Origin of the sequence: Marinobacterium profundum, from assembly GCF_001528745.1 — a bacterium.
Classification (GTDB): Bacteria; Pseudomonadota; Gammaproteobacteria; order Pseudomonadales; family Balneatricaceae; genus Marinobacterium_A; species Marinobacterium_A profundum.
This window is the reverse complement of record NZ_BCNS01000060.1, coordinates 34,987-56,389: the sequence shown is the minus strand read 5'-3', so window position 1 is coordinate 56,389 and position 21,403 is coordinate 34,987. Positions and strand designations below refer to the sequence as shown.

Annotated in this window: 15 protein-coding genes; 6 read left to right on the top strand and 9 right to left on the bottom strand. The window is 58.5% G+C overall.

Annotated elements, in window-relative coordinates:
* Nucleotides 1–283 precede the first annotated feature (283 nt).
* Nucleotides 284–2,539 carry an arginine/lysine/ornithine decarboxylase gene (locus MPRO_RS03095; protein WP_067286816.1) on the top strand — a complete coding sequence of 752 codons (2,256 nt, stop codon included), beginning with the start codon at nt 284–286 and terminating at the stop codon, nt 2,537–2,539.
* Nucleotides 2,540–2,968: 429 nt separating this feature from the next.
* Nucleotides 2,969–4,324 (top strand): MFS transporter, encoded by a 1,356-nt coding sequence (locus MPRO_RS03090; RefSeq protein WP_067286812.1) that lies wholly within the window; start codon nt 2,969–2,971, stop codon nt 4,322–4,324.
* Nucleotides 4,325–4,424: 100 nt separating this feature from the next.
* Here MPRO_RS03090 and ilvN read toward each other — a convergent pair whose 3' ends face one another.
* Nucleotides 4,425–4,916, bottom strand: coding sequence for an acetolactate synthase small subunit (gene ilvN, locus MPRO_RS03085; RefSeq protein WP_067286809.1), 492 nt, complete (start codon nt 4,914–4,916; stop codon nt 4,425–4,427).
* Between the two features lie 2 nt (nt 4,917–4,918).
* A complete protein-coding gene (locus MPRO_RS03080) occupies nt 4,919–6,640 on the bottom strand; it encodes an acetolactate synthase 3 large subunit (RefSeq protein ID WP_067286836.1) in 1,722 nt (573 codons plus the stop codon).
* Between the two features lie 571 nt (nt 6,641–7,211).
* Here MPRO_RS03080 and MPRO_RS03075 point away from each other — a divergent pair.
* Complete coding sequence (locus MPRO_RS03075; protein ID WP_067286805.1) at nt 7,212–7,478, top strand: hypothetical protein; 267 nt, start codon at nt 7,212–7,214, stop codon at nt 7,476–7,478.
* Nucleotides 7,479–7,628: 150 nt separating this feature from the next.
* Here the strand turns inward: MPRO_RS03075 and gcvA are convergent, their stop codons facing one another.
* Both gcvA and MPRO_RS03065 read right to left on the bottom strand, forming a co-directional pair.
* Nucleotides 7,629–8,576, bottom strand: coding sequence for a transcriptional regulator GcvA (gene gcvA, locus MPRO_RS03070; RefSeq protein ID WP_067286801.1), 948 nt, complete (start codon nt 8,574–8,576; stop codon nt 7,629–7,631).
* Between the two features lie 202 nt (nt 8,577–8,778).
* Complete coding sequence (locus tag MPRO_RS03065; RefSeq protein ID WP_067286798.1) at nt 8,779–10,482, bottom strand: BCCT family transporter; 1,704 nt, start codon at nt 10,480–10,482, stop codon at nt 8,779–8,781.
* A 693-nt stretch (nt 10,483–11,175) separates the two neighbouring features.
* Here MPRO_RS03065 and MPRO_RS03060 point away from each other — a divergent pair.
* The 3 genes from MPRO_RS03060 (at nt 11,176) to MPRO_RS03050 (ending at nt 15,380) form a co-directional block, all read left to right on the top strand.
* Nucleotides 11,176–12,360, top strand: coding sequence for an aromatic ring-hydroxylating oxygenase subunit alpha (locus tag MPRO_RS03060; RefSeq protein WP_216821224.1), 1,185 nt, complete (start codon nt 11,176–11,178; stop codon nt 12,358–12,360).
* Nucleotides 12,361–12,463: 103 nt separating this feature from the next.
* Nucleotides 12,464–13,909: an aldehyde dehydrogenase family protein gene (locus MPRO_RS03055; protein WP_067286795.1), complete on the top strand. Its 1,446-nt coding sequence runs from the start codon at nt 12,464–12,466 to the stop codon at nt 13,907–13,909.
* Between the two features lie 100 nt (nt 13,910–14,009).
* Nucleotides 14,010–15,380, top strand: a complete 1,371-nt coding sequence (locus MPRO_RS03050; RefSeq protein ID WP_067286792.1) for an FAD-dependent oxidoreductase — start codon at nt 14,010–14,012, stop codon at nt 15,378–15,380.
* Nucleotides 15,381–15,724: 344 nt separating this feature from the next.
* Here MPRO_RS03050 and MPRO_RS03045 read toward each other — a convergent pair whose 3' ends face one another.
* The 5 genes from MPRO_RS03045 to ppk1 all read right to left on the bottom strand — a co-directional run bounded on the left by MPRO_RS03045 (nt 15,725) and on the right by ppk1 (nt 21,381).
* Nucleotides 15,725–16,465, bottom strand: coding sequence for an ABC transporter permease (locus MPRO_RS03045; RefSeq protein ID WP_067286788.1), 741 nt, complete (start codon nt 16,463–16,465; stop codon nt 15,725–15,727).
* Between the two features lie 40 nt (nt 16,466–16,505).
* Complete coding sequence (locus MPRO_RS03040; protein ID WP_067286785.1) at nt 16,506–17,198, bottom strand: ABC transporter permease; 693 nt, start codon at nt 17,196–17,198, stop codon at nt 16,506–16,508.
* Between the two features lie 67 nt (nt 17,199–17,265).
* Nucleotides 17,266–18,021 (bottom strand): ABC transporter substrate-binding protein, encoded by a 756-nt coding sequence (locus tag MPRO_RS03035; RefSeq protein WP_067286782.1) that lies wholly within the window; start codon nt 18,019–18,021, stop codon nt 17,266–17,268.
* A gap of 59 nt (nt 18,022–18,080) precedes the next feature.
* A complete protein-coding gene (locus tag MPRO_RS03030) occupies nt 18,081–18,857 on the bottom strand; it encodes an ABC transporter ATP-binding protein (protein ID WP_067286779.1) in 777 nt (258 codons plus the stop codon).
* A 313-nt stretch (nt 18,858–19,170) separates the two neighbouring features.
* On the bottom strand, nt 19,171–21,381 hold the full coding sequence (ppk1, locus tag MPRO_RS03025; protein WP_067286776.1) for a polyphosphate kinase 1: 2,211 nt from the start codon (nt 21,379–21,381) through the stop codon (nt 19,171–19,173).
* Nucleotides 21,382–21,403: the final 22 nt, after the last annotated feature.

Here is a 21,403-nt window from a genome sequence, read left to right as displayed (position 1 = left end):
TGCCTGGCAGCCTGTCGGGTTTGACCGATCGTAGCGAGGGAACGGCCAAAATCGGCGTTTGCGCAGTAGATCAGTGTTAAGTCCGACAGGTAGCTAGTGTCCAGCCTGTCGCAGGAACTTGCCACGCTGCTATGCTGTTTCGAGCGTGTTCGCAGGAATCCCCGGATAGGTTTCATCCGCTGATTCTGTGGTGTGAATGGAGTGCTGCCAGGGTAGAACTATCCCTGCAGCAGCGCCGCGCACTTACCCTACTCACCTGTTCTTACCGAGTGACTGGCCCCACATGAAATTTCGCTTTCCTGTAGTCATCATTGATGAAGACTTCCGTTCTGAAAACATCTCGGGTTCCGGTATTCGCGACCTCGCCGAAGCCATCGGCCAGGAAGGCGTTGAGGTTATCGGTTTTACCAGCTATGGCGACCTGACCGCTTTTGCACAGCAGGCCAGCCGTGCCTCCAGCTTTATCGTCTCGATCGACGATGAAGAGTTTGGTGATGGCAGCGATGCCGACGTCGAGAAGGCGCTGGCGGGTATTCGCGGCTTTATTCGGGAAGTGCGCAAGCGCAACACCGATATTCCCATTTTTCTGTATGGCGAGACCCGCACGTCACGCCATATACCCAATGAAATCCTGCGTGAACTGCACGGTTTCATTCACATGTTCGAAGATACGCCCGAGTTCGTGGCGCGGCATATCATCCGTGAAGCCAGGAAGTACCTGGATTCCCTGGCGCCGCCGTTCTTCGATGCACTGATGGATTACGCCAGCGACAGTTCCTATTCCTGGCACTGCCCCGGCCATTCCGGCGGCGTGGCCTTTTTGAAAAGCCCGGTTGGGCAGATGTTCCACCAGTTCTTCGGCGAGAATCTGCTGCGTGCAGACGTCTGCAACGCCGTGGACGAACTCGGCCAGCTGCTGGATCACACGGGCCCCGTGGCTGCCAGTGAGCGCAATGCGGCGCGCATTTTCGGCTGCGATCACCTGTTCTTCGTCACTAACGGTACCTCGACTTCCAACAAGGTGGTCTGGCACTCCACAGTGGCGCCCGGCGACATAGTGGTGGTGGATCGCAACTGTCACAAATCGATTCTGCACTCCATTATCATGACGGGTGCGATTCCGGTGTTCCTGATGCCGACTCGCAACCACTACGGCATTATCGGGCCTATTCCCAAGAGTGAGTTCGACCCCGAGACCATTCGTCAGAAGATCGCTGACAATCCCTTTGCCCGCAATGCGGTCAACAAGAAACCGCGTATTCTGACCATTACCCAGAGCACCTACGACGGCGTGCTCTACAACGTCGAAACCATCAAGGACATCCTCGGCGGCACCATAGATACGCTGCACTTCGATGAAGCCTGGCTGCCCCACGCGGCCTTCCACAGCTTCTATCGTGACATGCACGCCATAGGATCCGGCCGTCCGCGTTCCGACGACACCCTGGTGTTCGCCACCCAGTCGACCCACAAGCTGCTGGCGGGCCTGTCCCAGGCGTCCCAGATCCTGGTGCAGGACAGCAAGAACCGCAAGCTTGATACACATCGCTTTAATGAATCCTACCTGATGCATTCGTCCACCAGTCCTCAGTACGCCATTATCGCGTCCTGCGACGTGGCGGCGGCAATGATGGAAGCGCCGGGTGGCACCGCACTGGTGGAAGAATCCATTCTGGAAGCGCTGGATTTCCGCCGTGCCATGCGCAAGGTGGATGACGAGTTCGGTGCCGATGACTGGTGGTTCAGGGTCTGGGGGCCGGATCGTCTGGCCGAAGAAGGCATGGGAGATCGTGACGACTGGGTGATTCACTCCGGCGATCGCTGGCATGGTTTTGGCGAGATCGAGTCGGGCTTCAACATGCTGGATCCGATCAAGGCCACCATCATCACCCCGGGGCTGGACGTGGACGGCAGCTTCGACGACGTCGGCATTCCTGCGGCAATCGTCAGCAAGTACCTGGCCGAGCACGGTATTATCATCGAGAAGACCGGGCTCTATTCGTTCTTCATCATGTTCACCATCGGCATTACCAAGGGCCGCTGGAACTCGATGGTAACCGAGCTGCAGCAGTTCAAGGATGACTTCGACAACAACGAGCCGCTGTGGCGCATCATGCCGGAATTCGCCAAGCGTTTTCCCAAGTACGAGCGCGTTGGTCTGCGCGACCTGTGCAGTGAGATCCACGAGGTCTACCGCCAGTACGATGTCGCCCGCATCACCACAGACATGTACCTGTCCAAGATCCAGCCTGCCATGACTCCGGCCGATGCCTGGGCCAAGATGGCACATCGCCAGGTGGAGCGCGTAGCGATTGATGACCTGGAAGGTCGCATTACCGCCATGCTGGTAACGCCCTATCCGCCGGGCATTCCGTTGCTGATTCCGGGCGAGTGCTACAACAAGATCATCGTCAGTTATCTGCAGTTCGTGCGTGACTTCAATGGTCGCTTCCCGGGCTTCGAGACCGATGTACATGGTCTGGTGCGCGAGAAGGTCAACGGCGAAGATCACTACTTCGTGGATGTGGTGAAAAACTGATTCGTACCTGATACCGGGTCGGCTGCCGAACGCAGCCCGACCCGCTAGCAAGATCCATCCCCCTTGCTCTTCCTTGCCCCTATGCTTTTCCCTCGCACCTCGCACCTCGCACCTCGCACCTCGCTCTTGCTCTTGCTCTTATGCTCTCCCTAGCCCCTGCTTTACCCTCGAAACTCGCTTCGCTCCTTTCCCGGAGTTCGCTTCGCTCATTCCAGGCTACGAACTGCTCTTTGTCTCCCTTTCACCTTGAACCTGCTTTTCTGCCCTTTGCAGCCAATGGATAGTCTTTGCAGGCTGCGTCATTTTGATTCCTGTCAATTGCTTGATACTGCGGTTATGGCTTTGGGCTGTACGCAAAGTAACCAATGCCGCGTGCGTTTGCCCCACCCCTGGTGGAGCGGACGACATAACAATAAGGGGGAGAATGCAGTGAAGACGGTAGATGTGCACAAAATTATCGATGAGGCTCGATTTAACAAATTTCACTGGCAGGTTCTGTTCTGGACCGGTCTTATCATCATCTTTGATGGCTATGACCTGATCATTTACGGTGTGGTACTGCCCAAACTGATGGCCGAGTGGAACCTGTCTCCGGTGGATGCCGGCACCCTGGGGAGCACGGCACTCTTTGGCATGATGTTCGGTGCCCTGTTTTTCGGCCCGCTGTCGGACAGAATAGGCCGCAAGAAAACCATTATGATCTGTGTCGCCCTGTTCAGTGGCGTCACCTTCCTTAACGGCTTTGCCCGTGATCCGCTGGAATTTGGTCTCTGCCGTTTCATTGCAGGTCTTGGTATTGGCGGTGTCATGCCCAATGCGGTCGCCCTGATGACCGAATATGCACCAAAGAAGATGCGCAGTACTCTGGTCGCCATCATGTTCAGCGGCTATTCCATCGGTGGCATGGCCTCGGCCTTTATCGGCATGAACCTGATTCCGGCCTATGGCTGGCCGTCAGTTTTCTTCGTCGCAGGCATCCCGCTGCTGCTGCTGCCGCTGATCTGGCTGATGTTGCCGGAGTCCGTCGGCTATCTGCTGCAGTCTGGGCGCAAGGCCGAAGCGGTGAAGATGCTCAACCGGCTTGATCCAGGCTGCCATGTAAAGCTCGAGGACGATCTGCAGATGCCCACCGGGAAGGAGTCTGGCAGTGTACCGCTGGTATCTCTTTTCACCCAGGGCCGTCTGATGTCTACGCTGATGTTCTGGGTCAGCTTCTTCTGCTGCCTGATGATGGTCTACGCACTGGCCTCCTGGTTGCCAACGATCATGGAAGCAGCCGGCTACGAAGTAAAGAAGGGGCTGCTGTTCCTGCTGGTACTTAATTTCGGCGCCATGTTCGGCGCCATCGGTGGCGGCTTTATGTCGGATCGTTTTCACCTGCGTCGCGTGATCACCATCATGTTCCTGCTTGCCGCTCTGTCCATCGGCCTGCTGGGCTTCCTCAAGGGGTCTATGACGGTGCAGTATGTGCTGATCGCCATTGCCGGTGCCTGCACCATAGGAACCCAGATACTGCTGTATGCCTATGTGGCGCAGTACTACTCGGTATCCAACCGCTCCACCGGTATCGGCTGGGCCTCAGGAGTGGGTCGACTTGGCGCCATCCTGGGCCCGATCCTCGGTGGTGTACTGATGGCGGCGGAGCTGAACTTCGAGATGAACTTTATTGCCGTCGGTTTGCCGGCGCTTGTCGCCGCGCTGGCCATTTTCCTGGTCGGGCGTGAACCCCGGCAGGCTCCGGCCGTTGCTGCGGCACCGCTCGCTGTCCAGGCGGCCAAGTCATAGACCGGTGGTGAAGGCTGTCGCCAGGCATTGAAAGGATACAGATATAAAAAAGCCGCTCCCTCAGGGGAGCGGCTTTTTTGTGGCCGGCTGATCCTGCGGGTCAGGGGCTGAGGGTTTTCTCGCCGCGGGCGATACCCGACACACCCGAACGCACCACTTCCATAATGGTGGCGGTGCCCAGTGCGCTGATAAAGGCATCGAGCTTGTCGCTCGCACCGATCAGCTGCACCGTATAGGTATTGGGTGTCACATCAATGATCTGGCCACGGAAGATATCCGCGGTGCGCTTGATCTCGGCGCGGGCGGCGCCAGAGGCCTTGAGCTTGATCATCATCAACTCGCGTTCGATGTGCTCGCCTTCGGTCAGATCGACCACCTTAACAACGTCAATCAGCTTGTTCAGGTGCTTGGTGATCTGCTCTATAACACGGTCATCCCCGACGGTGGTGACGGTCAGGCGCGACAGGGTCGCATCGTCCGTCGGCGCCACTGTGAGGGATTCGATATTGTAATTACGCTGGGAGAACAGGCCGACCACACGAGACAGGGCACCCGGTTCGTTTTCCAACAGAACTGAAATGATACGTCTCATGCTCAGGTTCTCTCCGTTTTGGTCAGCCACATGTCGCGCATTGAGCCGCGCGGTACCTGCATGGGGTACACGTGCTCGAATTGATCCACATAGATATCCATGAACACCAGACGGTCTTTCATGGCGAAGGCTTCGCGCATGGCGGCTTCAAGATCGGAGTACTTCTCGACCTTCATTCCGACATGGCCATAGGCCTCGGCCAGCTTGACGAAGTCTGGCAGGGACTTCATGTACGAGTGCGAATGACGCGACTCGTAGTTCATGTCCTGCCACTGGCGTACCATGCCCAGGGACTGGTTATTCAGGTTGATGATTTTCACCGGCAGGTCGTACTGCTTGCAGGTGGAAAGCTCCTGAATGTTCATCTGGATACTGCCCTCGCCGGTGACGCAGGCGACGTCGGCATCGGGGAAGTTCATCTGCACGCCCATGGCCGCCGGCAAGCCGAAGCCCATGGTGCCCAGGCCGCCTGAGTTGATCCAGCGGTTGGGTTTGTTGAACTTGTAGTACTGGGCTGCGAACATCTGGTGCTGGCCTACATCGGAACACACATAGGCGTCGCCGTTGGTGACCTTGCTCAGCATTTCGATGACCTGCTGCGGCTTCATCTTGTCGGAGTCGTCGGTACGGTAGCGACCGCCGTGGCGCGTGCGCCATTCGTCGATCTGGTCCCACCAGGTCTTTATAGCTGCCGCATCCGGCTGCTTCTTGGACGCGCCAACCAGTTCGATCATTTCCGCCAGAACTGCCTGAGCCGGACCCACGATGGGGATATCGGCCTTGACGGTCTTGGAAATGGACGCAGGGTCTATATCAATATGGATAATCTTGGCGGTGGGGCAGAACTTGTCCAGACCGTTGGTAACACGGTCGTCAAAGCGCGCGCCTACGGCCAGAATCAGGTCCGAATGGTGCATCGCCATGTTGGCTTCGTAGCTGCCGTGCATGCCGAGCATGCCGATAAATTGACGGTCCGTACCCGGGAAGCCACCCAGCCCCATCAGGGTGTTGGTGACCGGGTAGTTGAGCATGCGCGCGAGCTGAATCAGCTCGGCACTGGCATTGCCCATGATGACGCCGCCGCCGGTGTAGAGCACCGGGCGCTTGGCCGCCAGCAGCAAATCAGTCGCTTTCTTGATCTGACCGCTGTGACCACGGGTGACCGGGCTGTAAGAGCGCAGCTTAACCGTTTTGGGGTATTCGTATTCGTAACGTTCAGTCGGCGATGTCATATCCTTGGGGATATCCACAACCACAGGTCCCGGACGACCGGACTGGGCAATGTGGAACGCCTTCTTGATAATGGCCGGAATATCCTCGGCACGGGACACGCTGAAGCTGTGTTTCACGATCGGACGGGAAATACCCATCATGTCGGTTTCCTGAAACGCATCTTCGCCGATCAAATGACTCATGACCTGACCGGTGATCACCACCATGGGGATCGAGTCCATATAGGCCGTCGCAATGCCGGTAACAGCATTGGTCGCGCCTGGGCCTGATGTTACCAAGGCCACGCCGGCCTTGCCGGTCGCGCGCGCATAGGCATCGGCCATGTGCGTTGCCGCCTGTTCATGGCGTACTAGTATATGTTGCACATCTTCCTGACGGAAAAGGGCATCGTAGACGTGTAGCAAGGCACCGCCCGGGTAGCCATAGATATACTTCACACCCTCATCATGAAGGGCACGAACAACCATTTCTCCGCCTGATAATAATTCCACAGTATTCACCCTCTGGTGCACCAGTTCCCGGCAAGGAAAAGGCGCGTAACAGTTTTTGTTTCTGCAACGTTGAACGTGATCCACCCACTTAAGCGACGTTGATGCTTTGGTGGTAAAAATCTCAACCATTCCAGGGTAGAGACGTGGCGGTTCACGTTCGGGTGCTTACCGGTGCTGAGGGTTGCTCAGCCGGCAGACCAGCGGGAGACGATACTGGAGATCGCCTCGCCAGAGCTTCGGGGTTACCTACTCGCTCAAGGCCTCTAAAATTGAGCTGGACATTCTCTCACCGGGTCAGGTTTCGATCAACCGATGGCGGCTGAATAGGCCTAAAAAGCCGTCATGGGGCGCGTTTTTCCCGAATTTTGGTCATGAAATTGCCGAAGTCGGCGTCGTTTTCGGAGCCTGACGGTTATGTGCTGTTAATCCCTGCGCGCGCTCTGGAGGTGCCCATGGGGCTGTTGATGTGCCAAAAGGTGCTGTCAAAGGGGGTATCGTCGCTAGCTAGGACGGCTGCAACGCGGCCTGAAAACAGGTTATAGTGCGGGAAAATGCCGAGCGGAGTTACGCCATGAAAGTGTCTGAGATCAAAAACAAGGATCGGGTTATCAGCGAGCTATTGTTGTTCATCCGCAAGGTGCTGGTTGAGCCCGATATCAACACCAGGGCGCTGGACATTGCCCGCAAGCATATCAATGAGAAAAACGCCGATGTGCTGATTGCCGATGAGCTTTCCGCCACCACCAACGTCAAGATCCCGGTTGAGCACAGCGATGCCGACAAGCTGTTCCTCAAGCTGCTGCGTGATGTGGTGCGCGACGAAAAAGCGCTGTATTAAAAAATAAGGTGCGAGGTAAAAGCAGGGGCTAGGGGCTAGGGGCAAGAGAGAGCATAAGAGCAGGTGCGAGGTGCGAGGTGCGAGGTAAAAGCAGGTTCAAGGTGAAAGCTGCCGGTTTACAATTACCAGAGACCTCCCGGACTGCCGCCCTCAGGCGGTCTGGGAGGTCTCGATAGGCGCCTCAATAGCCTCGCATTCCCCTACCCGCTGCAACAGCCAGTGGCGAAACTGCTCGACGCCGGGCTTGCGTCGCATGGGTTCCTGGGGTTCCAGCATGTAAAAGCGGGCGGTGGTGTTCAGCTCCACCGCCACGGGCCGCACCAGCAGGCCGCTTTGCAGATAATCCGCCACCAGCTGTTCCCACCCCAGTGCTATGCCCTGTCCATTAAGTGCGGCCTGTACCAGCATGGCGTAGTTGTTCAGGTTCAGACGGCGACGCGGTTCCTGTGGTGCAATACCCGCGGCGCTGAACCACTGATTCCAGTTGAGCCAGTCCTCCCCTGAATCCAGCCACAGCTGGGTGGTACCCAGAATATCCTCAGTGCTCTGCCCATCAGCACTGCGGCAGCGCTGCAGAAAGGCCGGGCTGCAAACGGGGAACACCCTTTCATTGAACAGCGGTGTTGCCACCAGGCCCGCCGGCGGTGTGCGGCAATAGAAGAGCGCGACATCGAATTCGGAACTGCGCAGCCCCAGCAGAGAATCGGTGGCCAGAATGCGCACGTCTATATCGGGGTGCAGATCCTGGAATTCCGGCAGCCGTGGCAGTAGCCAGAGCGAGGCCATGGCATTGGATGTGACTACGGTAAGCTGCTGGTTGCCCTGCCACTGCACTATGGCGCCGGTCGCACTGGAGATCAGCAGCAGGGACTGCTGCACGCTATCGTAGTATTCGGCGCCTGTCTGGGTGAGGCTCAGCTGGCGCTTGTCGCGCACGAAGAGACTGCGCCCGAGGTATTCCTCCAGATGACGGATCTGGCGGCTGACAGCGCCCTGGGTCACGCTCAGCTCAAGCGCGGCCTGGGTAAAGCTTAGATGCCGGGCGGCGGACTCGAACGCCACCAGGCTGTTCAGGGGCGGTAAGGGCTTGATCTTCAAGCAGAGTTCTCCGTTTCTTATTATCTTGACGGCTAATCAGGGGGCTCGGTCGCGCCCTGTGTGTGGGGACAGACCAAGTCGGGTGTTTTGCGGGCAGTGTAGCAGGCCGCTTGTTCGGCTCCTCGCCCTGATTGGCACTCTGTAAATAAAAACACCGACGTTCGCCAAAAGCGAAGGTCGGTGCTTTTATGCAGAGCCTGAATCAGCCTGCGTTGCTAGCCCGCAACATGGCGGGCTGGGCTTCGCCGACTGCGACAGTGGCGGCACTGTGGGCGTCGCTGTTTACCGCCTGGGGTTTGTTGCCCCGCTGTGGTCCGAGCGGAATAGGCAGCAGCCCCCCTTCGGCGCGCAGCGCCTTCATCAGGCTGACGGACATTAGCAGAGTCAGCACCGCTATAGGCAGGCCTGCAACTATGGAGGCGGTTTGTACCGCTTTCAGGCCGCCGGCGTAGAGCAGTCCACCGGCGATAAAGGCCTGCATGGCACCCCAGATAATGCGCAGCGCAAGCGGTGGCTCCATGCTGCCCCTTGTACTTAGGGTACAGAGCACCAGGGTGCCCGAGTCCGCCGAGGTGATGAAGTAGGTGGCCAGCAGTAAAGTCACCAGAACCATTAGCGCCTGCCCCAGGGTGCCGGAATCCAGCTTCTCGAACAGGGTAAAGATCGCCGAAGTGGTTTCAGCCTTGGTGGCCAGCAGGATTTCGCCGCCATTAAACTCAGCAGCCTCGCCGCTCAGGCTACCGGCTTCAACCAGCTCCTGGTGCGCAACGCGGTCCTGCTGTTCCATTTTCAGCGCCGAGCCCCCAAACACCGACATCCATATAAAGGTCACCAGGGTCGGCACCAGCAGGGCGCCGACGATCAGCTCGCGAATGGTGCGACCACGGGAAATGCGGGCGATAAACATGCCGACAAAGGGTGACCAGGTCATCCACCAGGGCCAGTAAAAGGCGGTCCACCAGTTCTGCCAGCCCGAATCCGCCTGGGCGTCGCTCCAGGTGCTCAGCGTGATCAGGTTGCTGGCATAGTCGCCGGTGCTTTCGATAAAGGTGTGCAGAATATAGCGGGTTGGGCCTATCAGTAGTACGGCGATTACCAGAATGATCGACAGCAGCATGTTCCACTCGGACAGCAGGCGGATGCCGCGGCCGACACCGGACACCACCGACAGAATCGCCAGGAAGCTGATGGCGGCAATCATGATCAGCTGATTGCCAATGCTGATATCCATGCCGAAGACGTTGTTGAGGCCCGTGTTCATCTGAATGACACCCAGTCCCAGGGACTGAGATACGCCGAAGGCGGTGATCGCCACGGTGAGGATATCCACCGTATGGCCGATGGGGCCATAGATGCGATCACCGATCAGCGGGTAGAGCACCGAGCGCATGGTCAGCGGCAGACCCTTGCGATAGGCAAAATACGCCATGGTCAGGGCGACGATAATAAAGATGGCCCAGGGGTGCAGACCCCAGTGAAAGAAGGTAATGCGCATGGCGGTGGCGGCGGCCTCATCACTGAGGCCCGCGGCGGCAAAGGGGTTGCCGGCGTAGTGCCACATGGGCTCTGCCACGGACCAGAAGATCAAGCCAATACCCATACCGCCGCTGAACAGCATGGCGAGCCAGGAACGGTAGCTGAATTCGGGTCTTTCATCGTCCCGGCCGAGGCGGATATTGCCGTAGCGGCTGAACATCAGGTAGATCAGCAGTCCGAGTACGCCGGTGACGACGCTCAGGTAGAACCATTTGAAGTTGTTGAGGATATTGTCGGACACTTGCTGGAACAAGGCGCCTGCCGCTTCGGCCTGCAGGCCGCAATAAATAACGAAACCAATCACCACCATCATGGAAATGAGGGTGACGATAGGGTCTACGCCTCGCACAAGTCCGCTGTCGGATCTCATCGCTTTGTCCACCTTGCTTATTATATAAAGTCATGACCGCAGGCTTGATTGCAAAGCCGGATACGGGCCGTGAAAAGTGCGCCTGGAAGGTCGCTACGAACCGGAATTCGCGATGGCGCCATCTTGTGCAAAAGCTTGATCCAGATCAAACGACTTTTTCACCCCCAGCTAATGAGTTTTTGTAATGACACTGTGAGATTCACTGAGGCAGTGGCACAGTATTGCCGCCAGCGTTCAGTGCTGCAGCAGCCTGTATGGCTGGCCTGCAGGCATAGAGGTGGTCAAAAAACGAACAGTCATGCTCGTCTCAGCAGCATCAAAGCAAGCCGCAGCCCTGAGCCAGGGCATTACCTTTTATCATGTTTTCTGTGCTGTCCCCAGTGGTGAGCGCGGCGGCTGCCTGTGACCTTTGAGGCCGGGCTCCAGCCTGTTAAACCCTCATAAATCGCCCCGTTCTTGCCTATGTCCCTGTGCGTTGAAGGGAAATTTCCTCGTAAACTCAGGCGTTTGCAGACTTGTGAGTTTTTATCATGACCCCGGGGCTGAAAAGTCGTTTGTCCGGGCGATTTTGTATTCAGTACTATGCGTTCAAACAGAGTCTCGACGGTGACATCGCCAGTGGCATGTACTTGTCGGTCTATAAGAGAAACCAGCAGCCTTCCCAAGTGCAGGCCCTGTGTGGAGATAAGCGCTATGACAATCAAGTCTCAGATGATTCCGATGGCAACCCTGGACAGCGTACGCAAGCCGATTGCCGATGCCTCAGGCATGCCGAATGCTGTCTATGACGATCCCGCCTACTTCGAGTTTGAGCGTGAAGAGGTGCTGGGCAAGACCTGGGCCGCCGTTGGCTACACCAGCGATCTGCCGCGTAACGGCTTCGCCAAACCAGTGGATTTCATGGGTCTGCCGCTGGCGATCATGCGCAACCGCGACGGTGAGTTCAACGTCTTCCACAACGTCTGCAGCCACCGCGGCATGATTCTGCTGCGTGAGGAAACCGAAGTCGAAGGCATGGTGCGCTGCCCGTACCATTCCTGGACCTACGACCTGAACGGCAACCTCAAGGGCACTCCGCATATCGGCGGCGTCGGCGTTCACAAGGCCGAAGGTTTTGTGTGTGAAAAGCATGGCCTGCGCTCTGTGCGCTCCCACGTCTGGATGGGGATGGTGTTTATTAACCTGTCCGGTGATGCACAATCGTTCGACGACTTTATCGCGCCGCTGACACAGCGCTGGAGCGAGTTCTGCGGCAAGGATGGCTGGAACAACCTGCACATCGCCCAGACCGGCAGCCAGATGCAGCTGGAAGTGAACTGCAACTACAAGCTGGCTATCGAGAACTACTGCGAAGCCTACCACCTGCCCTGGGTACACCCGAGCCTGAACACTTACTCGCCGCTGGATCAGCACTACAACCTGGTGGTCAGCGAGGGCATGTCTGGCCAGGGCAGCTACACCTACAACCTGTCCGATGTCGCCGGCACTCACCTGCCGCGCTTCGCCGACTGGCCACAGGACAAGCTGCGCCAGGCTGAATATGTGTCTCTGTACCCCAACGTACTGCTGGGTATTCAGGCCGACCACTTCTTCACCATTATTCTGGAGCCCCGTGCCCATAACCGCACGCTGGAAAATCTGCGCCTGTTCTACGTCGGCGAAGAAGCCTGCGGCGACGAGTATTCCGCCTGCCGCCAGGCCGTGCTGGAAGCCTGGAAAGTGGTCTTTGGCGAAGACGTTTTCGCGGTCGAAGGCATGCAGGCCGGTCGCAAGTCGCCGGGCTATGCCGGTGGCGTCTTCTCGCCGGTACTGGACGGACCAACCCACCATTTCCACACCTGGGTTGCCAACAAGTACACCGAATCGGCCCAGGGCTGATTCTACCCTCGAGCACCTGAAGCCGGTCGCCAGGTTATGAAATCTGCGCGGCTGGCCTCATTTCAGGGCTTCTTCTGTCACAAGACTCACGGGTAGCTTTCCCATGCTGAATTCCAACACCAACCACTGGCTCAACTTTATCGCCGGCGACTGGGTCGATAGCGATAGCGCCATTGAAGTGCGCGATCCGTCCACCAATGAAGTTTTCGCCACCATCGCCAGCGCCACCCTGGACGACGCCGAGCGCGCCATTACAGCGGCGCGTGAATGCGTGCGCGAAGGTCGCCTGACGCGTCAGCGTCCGGCCCAGCGTGCCGAACTCATGTACCGTATTGGCGCCGAAATTCGCGCCCTGGTAGACGATGCGGCGGTACTGGCATCGCGCGAGAACGGCAAGTCGATCAACGATGCCCGCGACGAAGTCAGCGAAGCGGCGCGGTATTTCGAATACTACGCCGGCATGGCGGACAAGATCGAAGGCAAGTCCATCCCGCTGGGTGAAGACTACGTCGATTTCACCAGCTATGAGCCCCAGGGTATTTCAGTGCAGATCGTGCCCTGGAACTTCCCGGTATCTATCTGTGCCCGCTCCCTGGCACCGGCGCTGGCAGCCGGCAATGCCGTGATCGTCAAGTCCCCCGAGCTGTCGCCGCTGGCGATTACCGTACTGGCCACGGCCTGCGAACGGGCGGGGCTCCCGAAAGGCGCGCTGAGCATTCTGGCGGGCCCAGGGCGTGAAATCGGTGCTGCCCTGGTGGCGCACAAGGAAACCAACCAGGTCGTGTTCACCGGTTCAGTACCGACCGGGCGCGCCATCATGCGTTCTGCCGCTGAAAACGCCGTGCCCTGCGTAATGGAACTCGGTGGCAAGTCTGCGGCTGTGGTGTTCCCGGATGCGGATCTGGATCAGCTGGTCAGCAGTGTGCGCTGGGGCATCTTCTTCAATGCAGGTCAGGTTTGCTCGGCCATGTCCCGCCTGCTGGTGCAGCGCGATATCTATGACGAGGTGGTGGCCCGTGTGTCGGAGCTGGCCTCCAGCCTGAGCATCGGTGCCGGCAAGGACAACCCGGACGTGACGCCGGTGGTCTCCATGGGCCAGCGTGACGGCATTCTGGAAATCTGCCAGCAGGCAATCGAGGACGGTGCCCGTTTGGTGTGTGGCGGCGCGGCGGCAGCCGGTCTGCCGGGAGCTTTCGTACAGCCGACGGTATTCGCCGATGTGACCACCGACATGCGCCTGTTTGGCGACGAAGTCTTTGGTCCGGTCGTGGCGATCACCCCCTTTGATACTGAAGAAGAGGCTTACGCACTGGCGAACAACACCGACTACGGACTGGTCGCAGGCGTTTTCACCCAGGACATCAGTCGTGCCCTGCGTGCCTCCCGTGCGCTGGATGCCGGTCAGGTGTTCGTTAACGAATGGTTTGCCGGCGGTATAGAGACACCCTTCGGTGGCAATGGCCTGTCGGGCTATGGTCGCGAGAAGGGCCAGGAAGCGCTGTACAGCTATGTGCGCACCAAGAACGTGGCGATTCGCGTCGCACGTTAAATAATAAAAGGCGCCTGCTGAGGCCGGTGCATTGCGCCCGGCTCCAGTGGCACCGGACCTGCAGCTTGTTAATGCCGCGGGCGGACAAGAGGACTAAAGAATGAAAAAGTGGCTGTGCATCATCTGTGGACTGATTTACGACGAATCCAGGGGCTGGCCGTCGGACGGCATCCTCGCCGGTACCCGCTGGGAAGACGTACCCGAAGACTGGATCTGCCCGGACTGCGGCGTCGGCAAGGCGGATTTCGAGATGATCGAAATTACGGCGAGCGCGAAACCGGCGGATGCGATTGCGGCTGCGGTGATCAGCAATGAGCCGCCTGTAGTGATTATCGGCAGCGGCTACGCCGGTTACGGTATGGCCGAGGCGCTGCGCCAGCGCAGCCCGGAAAAACCGATAGTGCTGTTTACCACGGATGATGGCCACCACTACTCCAAGCCTGCGCTGTCCAACGCGCTGGCACGTGAAAAATCGGCGACGGATCTGGTCAGTGAAACACCGCTGCAGATAGAAGCGCGTCTGAATATCCGCATTTATACGCGCTGCCGCGTAAAGAGTATTGATGTACAGAAACACCTGCTTCAAACCGATATGGGTGAGTTGCAGTACAGCAAGCTGGTCATGGCCCTGGGTGCCGAGCCGATTCGTTTGCCGATCCCTGGTACGGGGGCAGCGGACGTGCTGAGTGTGAATGATCTGCAGGATTACCGCCTGATGCGTGACCAGCTGGACGGTTGCAAGCGTGTCACCATCATCGGCAACGGTCTGATTGGCTGCGAGTTTGCCAATGATCTGGCCGGCGCCGGTTACAGCGTTGATGTGGTGGGTCTCACCGCCTGGCCCATGGATCGGCTGATGCCGCAGGCCCTGGGCGAGCAGCTGCAACAGCGGCTGTCAGCACAGGGTGTGAGCTGGTATCTGGAAAATACCGTTGAGCGTATTGAGCGCGAGGGTGACAGTTATCGTCTGCAGTTGCGCGATGGCACCGAACTTGAGTCTGACCTGGTGATTTCGGCGGTGGGTCTGCGTCCGCGCATGGCGCTGGCGGAAGCGGCCGGCATCAAGGTTAACCGCGGCATCGTTATCAATGGCGGCATGCGCACCAGTGCGCCGGACATCTTTGCCCTGGGTGACTGTGCCGAGATCAACGGCCAGCTGCTGCCCTATATAGCACCGATCAACTACGGCATGCGGGCGCTGGCGGACACCCTGCTGGGGCGCCCGACCATGGCACAGTACCCGCTGATGCCGGTGATAGTGAAGACGCCCGCCCTGCCCCTGACGCTGCTGCCACCGGCGGCGGATATCGAGGGTAAATGGCAGGTGGAAACGCTGGAGAACGGCATGCGTGCCTTCTTCGTACAGGCCTGTGGCACCCTGCGCGGTTTCGTGCTGGCGGGAGATTTCACGTCCGAGCGCCAGCAGTGGCTGGACCGCTGTGGTCAGGTGCTGGAGCAGTCTGTCGCCTGAGTATTGTCCTGATTCGGGCATGCAGCGGCTGTGAAAACAGTTGTCTGCATGCCCGCAAGTGAGTCGTAAGTAGTCCTTTGCCCGCCCTGTGCGGGCTTTTTTTGGTTCTCTTGATGCTGGAGCGGCGTTTCGCAGGATGCAGAATGGCTTAAGTGGCGTAAATCCATGCAATAAAAAGAGTATTGCAAGGCAGGCTACGCAACCCATCAGGGTTGCCGGGTGGCGCGTGCTGACTGATACCCGCTTGATGGGTCACACCGCCTTTAATTCAGGTACGAGCCGATTGCGCGAGCAGTCGCTGCGGTTGGTTTCACCCATCCTGCAGTGTCGATGTTTCCCTCTAATCAGTCCTGCAGGCGGGGGTCTATCTTGGTCAGTTCCACCGGTACCTGGTGGCGGTAGTGCTGGTAGCGGTTAAGGCGTTTTTCCAGCAGCCGGAAACAGCCGATAAAGACACCGCTGATCAGCAGGTAGATGACGCCGGCGGCGAGGAATATTTCCAGCGGCGTATAGGTACGGGCGATGATGGTGCGGGCCATGCCAGTGAGGTCGAGCAGCGTGATGGTGGAGGCCAGAGAGCTGCCCTTGAGCATCAGGATCAGCTCGTTGCCGTAGGCTGGCAGTACTATGCCAAAGGCCCGTGGCAGTACTATGCGGCGTATCTGCGTGGGCTTGCTCATGCCCAGGGCCTCGGCGGCTTCGATTTCACCCTTGGGAATGGCCTGAATGGCGCCGCGAATCAGCTCTGCGCTGTAGGCGGCGGTGTTCATCGAAAAGGCGATGATGGCGCACCAGTACGGCTGCTTCAGAACCTCCCAGAACACCGACTGCTTGACGGCTTCAAACTGCGAGGCGCCGTAGTAAATCAGGAATATCTGTACCAGCAGGGGCGTGCCGCGAAAAAAGAAAATATAGGCGAAGGGAAAGGCCCGCACCCAGGGGCTGTTCGATACCCGCATCAGTGCCAGCGGCACCGCCAGAGCGATACCGATCAGACCCGAGATGGCCACCAGTTCCAGCGTCAGCCAGGTGCCTTCCAGCAGTCTGGGCAGGTATTTCAGTATGACGCTCCAGTCCCAGCTCATCGGGGAACCTCTTGCATGTTAATACGGGTGTATGGCTGATTCATGCCCGTGATCCGCGGGAGACGGGGTTGCTGGCGCGCTCCATCAGCATGGTGGAGGCGGTGGCAATGGCGGTGAGGCCCAGATAGATAAAGGCCGCTGCCATATAAAAGGTAAACGGCTCCTTGGTCGAACCTGATGCCACATAGGCCTGGCGCATCAGCTCATCAAGGCCGACGACGGACACCAGTGCGGTATCCTTTAGCAGCACCTGGAACAGGTTGCCAAGGCCCGGCAGCGCCAGGCGCCAGACCTGGGGGAGGATAATGCGAAAGAAGGTCTGCGGGCGCGACATGCCCAGGGCGTAGGCCGATTCCCACTGCCCCTTGGGCAGCTCTATCAGGGCGGCGCGGAATACTTCGGTGGCATAGGCACCAAAGGCAATTGACAGCGCCGCAACACCGGCGGCAAAGGCGCTGATCTCGATATAGTCTGTGTAGCCGAAGAAGCTCGCCAGCCACATCAGCAGCATGGAGCCGCCAAAGTAGATACTCAGTACCAGCAGCAGTTCCGGAATGCCGCGCACCAGGGTGGTATAGAGGGTGCCCAGAATACGGGCGAGTCGAAAGTTCGACAGCTTTGCCGCTGCACCTATCAGGCCAAACAACAGGCCGAAGGCAAGGCTCGTCAGGGCCAGCTTCACTGTGACCCAGGCGCCGGAAAGCAATAGATGACCGAAACCCTGAAGATCCATTAGTGAAGTGTCCTGTGACAGAAGAGGATGCAGGTGGGGCGCTCAGCGAGCGCCCCACCCTGGCAGATCAATAGATCGAGAACGGGAAGTACTCAGCGTTGATCTTCGCATAGGTACCATTGTCCACAATGGCCTTGATCGCAGCGTTAAATTTATCTTTCAGCGGGTCGCCCTTGCGTACGGCAATGCCGATCTTGTCGTCAATGTCGATATCGGCGCCCTTGAACTCGAAGCTCTGTCCTTCCTCGCTGCGCAGCCAGTCGTAGGCCGGGAACTTGTCGGACAGCAGGCCATCCAGACGGCCGGCGGCCAGGTCAAGGTAGGCATTATCCTGGGTGTCGTAGAGCTTCACTTCTACGGTGTCGGCGAGGTTGTCCTCCAGGTAGAGGCCTGCGATGGTCGCACGCTGAGCGCCTATAACCTTGCCTTTAAGGCTGTCTTTGTCGGTCTTGAAGTCGCTGTCCCTGGCCGCGGCGAAGGACAGTACGTTGGAGTAGTAGCGTTCGGTGAAGTCCACTACTCGCAGGCGCTCTTCAGTGATGGACATGGAGGCGACGATCGCATCGTACTTGCGTGTCAGCAGGCCGGGAATAATGCCATCCCAGTCCTGTGCCACCAGTTCGCAATCGGCCTTCATTTGCGCGCAGAGCGCATGGGCAATATCGACGTCGAATCCCTTGAGGTCGCCATTGGCGTCGATCATGTTGAAGGGGGCGTAAGCGCCTTCGGTGGCGATGCGGATCTTTTCAGCCTGGGCGGCGCTGGCGGCCAGGGCCGTGCCGGCTACGAGGCTCAGGGTCACAATGAGTTTGCGCAGATTCATGGAGGTCGACTCTCTTGCTGATGGGCTTTCTTATTGTAGGCCGCTTGTCGGCCCGTGTTTCAGGACAGGTGGCTCGACATAAAATCCCGTACCCGTTCGGATTTGGGATTATCGAACACCTGTTCCGGTGAGCCTATTTCTTCGATCTGTCCCTGGTGCAGGAATACAACCTGGCTCGAGACTTCGCGTGCGAAGCGCATCTCGTGGGTAACGATCAGCATGGTCCTGCCTTCGTCCGCCAGTGAGTGCATTACGCTGAGTACTTCGTTGACCAGTTCCGGATCCAGTGCTGAGGTGGGCTCATCAAACAGCAATACCTGCGGGTCCATGGCCAGGGCACGGGCAATGGCAATGCGCTGTTGCTGGCCGCCGGACAGGTTGCCGGGGTAGGCATTGCGCTTGTCCGCCAGGCCGACGCGCGCCAGCAGCTCTTCGGCGCGGGCCACGGCCTGGGCGCGGGGCTGTTTCAGCACGCGCATGGGAGCTTCGATGATGTTGTCCAGAATCGTCTTGTGGGGCCAGAGGTTGAAGCTCTGGAACACAAAACCGATGCGCGAGCGCATGGATTCCAACTGTGGTCGGCTGGCGGCGTCGAGGTAACCGTCTTTGGCGGGCTTGAGTACCAATTCTTCGCCGGCGACGAGAATACGTCCGGCATTGGGTCTTTCCAGCAGGTTAATGCAGCGCAGCAGGGTGCTCTTGCCGGAGCCACTGGAGCCCAGAATCGAAATTACATCGCCATCATTGGCCTTGAGAGAGATTCCCTTTAAGACTGCCAGGTCGCCATAGGACTTGTGTAGGTCGACCAGTTCAAGTGCAGTTTGAGCTTGGGGCATCTTGTAGATTCCGTTATCGCCTGAAATTAAGGCGGGTTCAGGCAGGATCTCTGCGTGACCACCCCGGTGATGTGTCTGTTGGCGCCACATCTTCCTGTTGCCCGGCGTGTTGCGGCCGGGAAAAGGCCGCTATTGTCCGCAAAAATTGGCAAAAGGCAAATTATTGCCACCGGCAGCGTCGGGAAGGAGCTGACGGCTTGAACAGGAAGTGTAACGGCGGCGGCCGCTGGAGGGAAGCCGCGGCGCCGAATTGGCACTGCGACGGGGAGCGGACCTGGGATTCAGGGCCGCACAGGTGGGTGCTGGCTGATGCCTAGCTAGCGTAATCGTTGAGCAACTGCTGCTGGGCGCTAAAGGCTTCTTCATCTTCGGCGGGTTGGCGCAGGGTATAGCTGCCATCAGACGCCAGCACCCAGCTATGGGTGTTGTCGCGCAGATAGTAGTCGAGCTCACGCTTGATGCGCTCGGCATGCTTGCCGGACAGTTGGAAGCCGGTTTCAACCCGGTGCAGCATGTTGCGTTCCATCCAGTCGGCGCTGGCGCAGAACACCTCGGGTTTGTGATCGGCGTTCTCGAAGTAGTACACCCTGGTATGTTCAAGGAAGCGGCCGACAATCGATATCACCCGGATATTGTCCGAAATACCCTCGATACCGGGGCGCAGGCGGCAGCTGCCGCGTATGACCAGATCGACTTGCACGCCGGCCTGGGAAGCCTCGTACAGGCCCCGGATCAGCTTGGGTTCGGTAAGACCATTGACCTTGACGATAATGCGCGCAGGTTTGCCGGCGCGGGCATGCTTGATTTCACGCTGGATGAGTTCAAGCATTTTTGCGTGCAGGGTAAAGGGCGCGTTATAGAGCTTTTTCAGGCGCTGGATCTTGCCCATGCCGGTGAGTTGCTGGAACACCTTGTGCACGTCTTCGCACATTTCCTGATCGGCGGTCATAAAGCTGTAGTCGGTATAGAGCCGTGCGGTGCCGGAGTGGTAGTTGCCGGTCCCCAGGTGGCAATAGCGCACCAGTCGGGTGCCTTCCTGGCGCACAATCAGCATCAGCTTGGCGTGGCACTTGTAGCCCACCACGCCGTACACCACCAGGCAGCCGGCTTCCTGCAGACGGCTGGCCAGGTTGAGGTTGCTCTCCTCGTCAAAGCGGGCGCGCAGCTCGATCACCACTGTGACTTCCTTGCCGTTGCGCGCAGCCTCCACCAGGGCATTGACGATGTCGGACTTGACGCCGGTACGGTACAGCGTTTGCTTGATGGCCAGCACCTTGGGGTCCTTGGCGGCCTGGCGCAGCAGGTCGACTACCGGCGAGAACGACTGCCAGGGGTGCAACAGCAGCTGTTCACTCGCGGTCAGGCTTTCAAAGACCGTCTTCTCGTCCTTGAGCTTGTTCGGAATGCCGGGTGAAAACGGCTTCCAGCGCAGATCGGCGCGTTCCACCATGTCGCGCACCGCCATCAGGCGGGTCAGGTTCACCGGGCCATCGACACGGTACACCTGGCTGTCGCTGATGGTGAATTCCTGCTGCAGGAAGTGGATGTACCTGTCCGGTGTGCGGTTGTCGATTTCCAGCCGCACCGCGTCGCCATATTTGCGCGAGTGCAGTTCACCCTTGAGGGTGCGGGCCAGGTCTTCGATTTCCTCGAAATCGAAGGTCAAATCAGCGTTGCGGGTAATGCGGAACTGATAGCAGCCCTCGACCTTCATGCCGGGGAAGAGGTCTTCGGCGAATTCGTGGATCATAGACGACAGGAAGATCAGGTTGTCACCGCCCTCGCAGAGTTCGTCGGGCAGGCGCACCAGGCGCGGCAGTGAGCGCGGTGCCGGGATAATGGCCAGGCCAGTTTCGCGGCCGAAGGCATCCTTGCCATCGAGCTGGACGATAAAATTCAGGCTCTTGTTAACCAGGCGCGGGAACGGATGCGAGGGATCAAGCCCGATGGGGCTGATAACCGGCACCACATTCTGTTCGAACCAGTCCTTTACCCAGGCGCGCTGTTCGTCGCTCCAGTCGCCGCGGCGCACGAAACGAATGCCCTGCTGGGCCATTTCCGGGAATATGGTCTCGTTGAGAATCTTGTACTGGCGGGTGACGTTGATGTCGCAGATTTCGCTGATGCGCTCGAGCATCTTCTGCGGATGCATGGCATCGGGTCCAACGGCTTCACGGCCATATTTGAGCTGGCGCAGCTGCTCGGCGACGCGAATTTCGAAGAATTCGTCCAGGTTGCTGGAAAAAATCAGCAGGAACATCAGCCGTTCAAGCAGTGGATAACTGGGATCCAGCGACTGCTCGAGGACCCGCACGTTGAACTGCAGATGGCTGAGTTCCTGATTGATGTAAAGCTCTGGTGCCTTTAGATCCAGCGGTGTCTGTTCCACCGGTTCCGTTATGGGCAGGCTCTCGCGGCTCTCCAGCAGGGCCTGAGCCGCCTCTGCGGCTTCAATCTCGGCCTGCTCAATGACCACCGGTGCTATGCTGGCTTCAGCGGTCGTTTCTGCGATCTGAGTATTCATTCCCTGTGCTCCTGATAGTCGC

Coding starts and splice junctions, on each gene's coding strand:
- MPRO_RS03050 (WP_067286792.1), top strand. CDS start 14,010: ATGAAAAAGTGGCTGTGCATCATCTGTGGACTGATTTACGACGAATCC.
- MPRO_RS03075 (WP_067286805.1), top strand. CDS start 7,212: ATGAAAGTGTCTGAGATCAAAAACAAGGATCGGGTTATCAGCGAGCTA.
- MPRO_RS03065 (WP_067286798.1), bottom strand. CDS start 10,482: ATGAGATCCGACAGCGGACTTGTGCGAGGCGTAGACCCTATCGTCACC.
- MPRO_RS03035 (WP_067286782.1), bottom strand. CDS start 18,021: ATGAATCTGCGCAAACTCATTGTGACCCTGAGCCTCGTAGCCGGCACG.
- MPRO_RS03095 (WP_067286816.1), top strand. CDS start 284: ATGAAATTTCGCTTTCCTGTAGTCATCATTGATGAAGACTTCCGTTCT.
- MPRO_RS03030 (WP_067286779.1), bottom strand. CDS start 18,857: ATGCCCCAAGCTCAAACTGCACTTGAACTGGTCGACCTACACAAGTCC.
- MPRO_RS03045 (WP_067286788.1), bottom strand. CDS start 16,465: ATGAGCTGGGACTGGAGCGTCATACTGAAATACCTGCCCAGACTGCTG.
- ppk1 (WP_067286776.1), bottom strand. CDS start 21,381: ATGAATACTCAGATCGCAGAAACGACCGCTGAAGCCAGCATAGCACCG.
- ilvN (WP_067286809.1), bottom strand. CDS start 4,916: ATGAGACGTATCATTTCAGTTCTGTTGGAAAACGAACCGGGTGCCCTG.
- MPRO_RS03040 (WP_067286785.1), bottom strand. CDS start 17,198: ATGGATCTTCAGGGTTTCGGTCATCTATTGCTTTCCGGCGCCTGGGTC.
- MPRO_RS03055 (WP_067286795.1), top strand. CDS start 12,464: ATGCTGAATTCCAACACCAACCACTGGCTCAACTTTATCGCCGGCGAC.
- MPRO_RS03060 (WP_216821224.1), top strand. CDS start 11,176: ATGACAATCAAGTCTCAGATGATTCCGATGGCAACCCTGGACAGCGTA.